The organism is Streptomyces sp. NPDC040405 (assembly GCF_055595765.1).
Map to the genome: position 1 here is coordinate 1 of NZ_JBVIVI010000034.1, position 5,604 is coordinate 5,604.

General features: G+C 68.9%; 4 protein-coding genes. All 4 read left to right on the forward strand.

Going from position 1 to position 5,604, the window contains the following annotated elements; translation table 11 throughout:
• The coding region (locus ACZ59A_RS44805; RefSeq protein WP_470971632.1) for a transposase at positions 1 to 273 on the forward strand (273 nt) is incomplete at its 5' end.
• Between the two features lie 719 nt (positions 274 to 992).
• Positions 993 to 1,439 (forward strand): hypothetical protein, encoded by a 447-nt coding sequence (locus ACZ59A_RS44810; RefSeq protein ID WP_470971634.1) that lies wholly within the window; start codon positions 993 to 995, stop codon positions 1,437 to 1,439.
• 20 nt (positions 1,440 to 1,459) lie between these two features.
• Positions 1,460 to 3,604 carry an NACHT domain-containing protein gene (locus ACZ59A_RS44815; RefSeq protein ID WP_470971636.1) on the forward strand — a complete coding sequence of 715 codons (2,145 nt, stop codon included), beginning with the start codon at positions 1,460 to 1,462 and terminating at the stop codon, positions 3,602 to 3,604.
• On the forward strand, positions 3,601 to 4,689 hold the full coding sequence (locus tag ACZ59A_RS44820) for a DUF6801 domain-containing protein (protein WP_470971639.1): 1,089 nt from the start codon (positions 3,601 to 3,603) through the stop codon (positions 4,687 to 4,689). Before ACZ59A_RS44815 ends, ACZ59A_RS44820 begins: the two co-directional genes overlap by 4 nt.
• The last annotated feature ends 915 nt before the right edge of the window (positions 4,690 to 5,604 follow it).

Consider the following 5,604-nt stretch of genomic DNA (forward strand, 5'->3'; position numbering starts at 1 on the left):
GAGTTCACCCCGTTCCTCCGGTTCGACACCGAGATCCGCCGTATCGTCTGCACCACCAACGCAATTGAGTCGGTGAATGCGCGGATACGACGGGCTGTCAAGGCCCGCGGCCACTTCCCCAGCGAGCAGGCCGCGCTGAAGTGCGTCTACATGGCGATCATGTCTCTCGATCCCACCGGCAGGGGCCAGGGCCGCTGGACCATGCGCTGGAAGACCACGCTGAACGCCTTCGACATCACCTTCGACGGCCGACTCTCAGCAGCCCGCCAGTAACCAACAACCCCAGTTACACCGCTCGTTTGACAGACCCGCCCGGCGGTGCTGATCGCCCTCTGGGGGAGAACTCGCGACACCCTGCAAATAGCGGGAGCAAATAATCTATCTTAGGCAGGTCGCCTCGGCCCTTCCAGTCACGAGGCGCGCCTCGCAGGGAGGTGCGATGAATCAGATGGCTCTCGGTTCTCGGCGAGGAGCACCGCGGCTCGACCGGAACCTCGCCATAGATGTCCTGCACGTGCCCCTGGGTCCGGGCGAGGGGGTGCGCTAGCGCAAAGGCAAACCACCGCGTCCAGCCAGGTACGCAGTGATCCCGCGCAGCTGGGAGTGCGCCATGTTCATGGTCGTCTCCGCCGCGGCGGTCCCGGCCTCGTTGAGCCCGGGAAGCAGGTGAGTGTTCGAGGAAGACCAGCAGCACGGCGGGCGCTCAGTCCCCAGTGGGCGAGGGCGTTGCGGTCGCGCGCGGTTTCTTGACCGCGGCGCCGCCCTTGGCTGGCAGCACCACCCCGGCGATCGCGCACGCTCGCGACCTTACGCCGACCTGACCGCCCGGACTTCCGGAAGTGATCGAATGACAGATGAATTCGATCCTAATCATCTGAATAGAGATCGAGTCTGACGTATTTTCGGACGTATGCGGCAAAACCGCGCGACGCGGGTGCCCGCATGGCTAGCATCGGGGCATCGGACTCGCTTGTGCCGCAGGGAGATTACCTGTGCCCGACACCACTGCACTGCTCGACCAGATCGTGCCGGCCGCCGAAGCCGCGGCCGTCGCCTACGGCGTGAGTGTGCTGACCAGAACCCAGGACGAGGCCGCCAATGCGACCGTACGGCTGGGGCAGCGCCTCATCGACAGGCTCCTGAACCGTGACGCCGACACGGCCCCCGACTCCGACCCTGTGCACACCGCGGTCGAAGGTCTCGCGGAGGCGGGCGCGGACTCGGACATGCTCACCCTGCGCCGCGCGGAGTTGAGGATCGCGCTGCGCACGGCGCTCACGGACACACCGGGCCTCATCGAGGACCTCTCGGCCCTCCTCCCGGCGCCTTCGGCTCCTCCCGCCGTCCACGCCGCGGGCGAGCGCTCCGTTGCCGTGGGCGGGGACAATTCCGGGGACATCTCCACCGGCGACGGCGTGGGCGGCGCCCCCCGCCGGTGAGAGTCCCGTTCCGTGGGCGAGTGGACGGCACGGGCTCCACGGCCGTGAGGGGCGATAACCGCACGCCCATTGTCACCTCGGACGGCATGCGCTCCGTAGCCGTGGGAGGCAACAACTACGCGCCCATCGCAACCGGAGACAACCCAACGATCATCTCCAGGTCAAGCCGCCACCTGATCACGTCGGCCGAGAACCTCCAGAACCTCGCACAAAGAGTCCTCGCCGAGCTGGGGCGGGACCCGGTCCTGCAGCAACTGCAGCGCGGGCATCCGCTGCCCGTGCGTTGCCAAGCGGCGCCCGAGGAGTTGACCGGTTGGAGAATCGCTGCCCGGAAGACTTCGGCGGCACTGGCCAGCGCTTCCCCGCTGTACCTGGAAGGTCCGCTGGAGAACATCGCGGCTGTCTACCTGCAGGAAAGGCGCAGTCAACTGCTGCTGCTGGGGCAGGCCGGTTCGGGGAAGACCGTCCTGACCCGGCGCTTCGCGCAGGCCCGGCTGGAAGACCCTGAGTGGACCGGCAAGGGACCAGTGCCGGTGATCTTCAGTCTGGGATCATGGGACCCCACGGCCACGCCTCTGTGGAAATGGCTGATCGAGCGGCTGGAGCGGGATCACCCTTTCCTGGCCAGGCGGCTGCCCGACAACAGGACATGGGCCAGCGAACTGATCTCGGGGAGCCACGTACTGGCGATCCTGGACGGGTTCGACGAGATGGCGAGGGACCATTACAAACCGGCGCTGCAGCAGCTCGGGTCCTTCAGACTGCCGCTGCTGCTGACGAGCCGTAAAGAAGCGCTCAAAGCCATCGATCCGATCACAGGGCTTTTCCCCGGGATCGAACTGACGAGCCTCACCTTCGACGACTACTCCGACCGCCTCGCCCCCTCGACCCGATGGGCGCCCGTCCTGGACCGGTTGAGCAGCCACTGCGACGAGCCGGCCAAACGGCTCGCCGCGGTACTGGCCACTCCCCTGATGCTCACCATGGCCGAGGCATTCCACGCGTCCGGCGGCGATCCTGAATGTTTGCTGAAACTCGCAGAGTTCAGCGAGCAGGACGCGTTGGAGAAGCATCTTCTGGACGCCTTCGTCCCCAGGACGTACGACCCCATCCCCGACCTGTCCGTCCGGGAACGCCCAGGCTGGAGCGCCGAGCGCGCGGGCCACTGGCTCGGCTACCTCGCCACGCACCTGAAGAAACAGAAGACGGACGCGCAGAAGTCCGACGCCCCCGTTGTCGGCGCACAGGACATCGAGTGGTGGCAGCTGGGCACGACCATGAGCCTGCCCGCGCGCATGGCCGTCTCCGGGGCCCTGTGCGGGCTCGTGTCGGGGCCGGCCGTCGCACTTGTCCATGCCCTCATGAGGAACTACCCGACGATGCTCATGGACATGTTCCTGAACATGCTGGGCATCGGACTGGCCTTCGGGCTCATACACGGATTCGGGTCGAAGATCGAGGCCGCCGGCGCGTTCAAGCCGTCCCACCTGCAGATTCGGGTGCGCGGCGAGTCGATGGGGCTGAGGGCGCGGAGAGTGCGGGAGAGCCTCCTGCCCAGAGTCGGCGGCGGACTGGCCGGCGGACTGGTTTTCGGGATCATCTTCGGTGGCGGACTCGCGGTCTACGCGGCGCTCCTGTCCTGCCCTTGGCCGTTGGTCGCCGGGCTCTTCGGAACCTGGGTCGTGGCCGGGCCCTTACTCGGACTGACGGTCGGGATCGTCCTGGCGCTGGTGGCCTGGCTCGAAACGGATGCCAAGCCGGAGGACACGGTCAGCGCGATGGATCTGTTGCGCAAGAACCGCACCATCGTGCTCGTCCAGGCGGCCGCGGTGGGGCTGGTCCTTGGGCTCGGACACGGAACCGTTGTCACGCATTTCAACGGCTTCGCTCTCGGCCTCCCGGCCGGGATCGGGGCCGGACTCGCGGCTGCGGTCGGAGTCGGCACGCTGAGCGCGTGGGGCCGGTGGGCGGTCCTGGTCCGCCTCTGGCTGCCCCTGTCACGACGCCTCCCCTGGAGGGTGAATGCCTTCCTGGAGGACGCCCGCGCGCGAGGTGTACTGCGCCAGACCGGCGCGGTCTACCAGTTCCGCCACGCACAGCTGCGGGACCGCCTCGCCGAGACCCACCTGCAACACGAACAGCCGACGGAAGGCGGGAGCCGATGAGCGTCGGGCGCGGCACGGCCCGCGGCGGCACACGGACGCACGGCACCGGAGCGGCGGCCCTGGGAGTCGCCGGAGCGATGACGGCCGCGCTGGGCATCGTGGCAGCGTGGGGCACCCCACCCGCCTCCGCGCAGCCGGTGTCGATCACACTGGGGTACACCTGCGCGTTCAGGGGGATCGGCACCACGCCGGTGACGATGAGGATCAGCACGGACATCCCGAGTTCGCTCGAAACTGGTGACTCCAGCCCGAGAGCCGCCGTGAACGGTGTGGCGACGGTGGACGCGAGGTTAACCGCGCTGGCCCCGCTCGTCGGCGCGAGGACCCTGGAGGGCTCCGTGGACGGGACCGCCACCGTGTCCGCGCCGCAGGGTGGCAGCCGCCTGCCCGTGCCCATGACGATCCCCCGGACCGCCATCCCGGCCTCTGGCGCGTTCGACATGTCCGCCAAGGGCACCGCGCCCGCCGTCACCTTCACCCGGCCGGGCAAAGCGAAGGTCATCGTCGGCGACCTCGGCCTGCACCTCACCCCGAGGAACGCCAACGGCAACCTGACCCAGGTGGGCACGATGAACGCGGCCTGCACGGTGGACCCCGGACAGGACACGGTCCTGCAGTCGCTCGTCGTCACGAAGCCAGAGGCGACGGGGACGAGGCCGGGGCCTGAGACGGGGGCGGAGCCTGGGCCCGGGACGGGCGCGGGGGCGGGAGCGAGGCCTCCGTCCGCGACAGGCGCGGGGGCGGTGGCCAGCGGGAGCGGTTCCGGAACCTCCGGCGGGTCGGCCACGGGCACGCGGCCGGGAACAGGGACCACCCGTTCGACGTCAAGAACGACCACCACACCGAACCCGTCACCCAGCACGAGCACGACCGGATCCGTGCCACCCCGCTCGCCGTCCGCCTCGCCGGGAGCACCGACAGTCGACACACCACGGAATGACCCGACGAGCACGCCGGACGACAAACACAGCGAGCCGGACCCCAAGCACCCGGTCGCACTGGCGTTGGGCGTCCTGGTATCAGGCACCGCCGCAGCACTGGTCAGCCTCGGCGCTCGCCTGAGAAAGCGCCGAGCGGACGACTGAGAAAGAGCGGGGCGGCCTCACCGACACGGCCACCGGCCGGCCACTGGTGTGGGACCCGCACCCCCAAGGCGCCGTACCGGCTCCAGGGACGGCGCTGGCCGTCCCGAACGCGGACGAAGCCTTGCCGCATCCACGGCTCGGCGAGGGCTGGCACACATGCAACTGGAGACTGGCGTAGCCAACCACGCAGCTCTCGCGCTCTACCGGTCGAATGGGTACGAGCCCGTCCCCGCCTACCGGCTGGGACGGAATCCGAACGTCAACCGAGCGCTACGAGAGGTACTTTGATGCGGCGCCGGGCGATTGCAACAAGGGGCTCCGGCAGAATCGATGATGGTGAGCAGCTCGCTGCGGCGGCTGCCCTAGGCGGCTGCTCCTGTGCGGATGGCGAATTTCTTAAGCCCGGGAAGGTTGTGGGGGCTGTAAAGGAGGTCCGCGGTGAGAGTTTGGATTGCGGGTCGGCGGACTTCCTCGGGGGCTTCGCGTTCGATGGCGCGGAGGGCGGTGTAGGCGTGGCGGAAGTCACCGATCTGGTGCCACATCCGGGCTGTGTCGGTGAAGTAGCGGGCGTTGGCCTGCTACGGCTCGCAGGACAAGGGGCCGGGCCAGGCTGAGCGCAGCGGTTCGGGGGCGCTGGCCATGGACCGGTGGCGGGGCGCGGCGACGATCGGTGGGCACCGGGAGGCGTTTGCGGTGTTGCGCCTGGCGGCGTCGGCGATGGCGTGGTGAGCGGCCGGGCTGCCCGAGCGGCTGCGGTGACGGTGAGGGGTGTGGGCGGTGCGGTCCGGATGGCGGAGTCGCTGGCCTGGCTGTCGGACTCTGTGCTTGCCGAGAATGTCATCCGCCCTGGTGGGGGCGGTGCGCGCGGGGTACCGGAGGCGACCGGCGAAGTCACCAGAATAGGCGCTCTCGCGA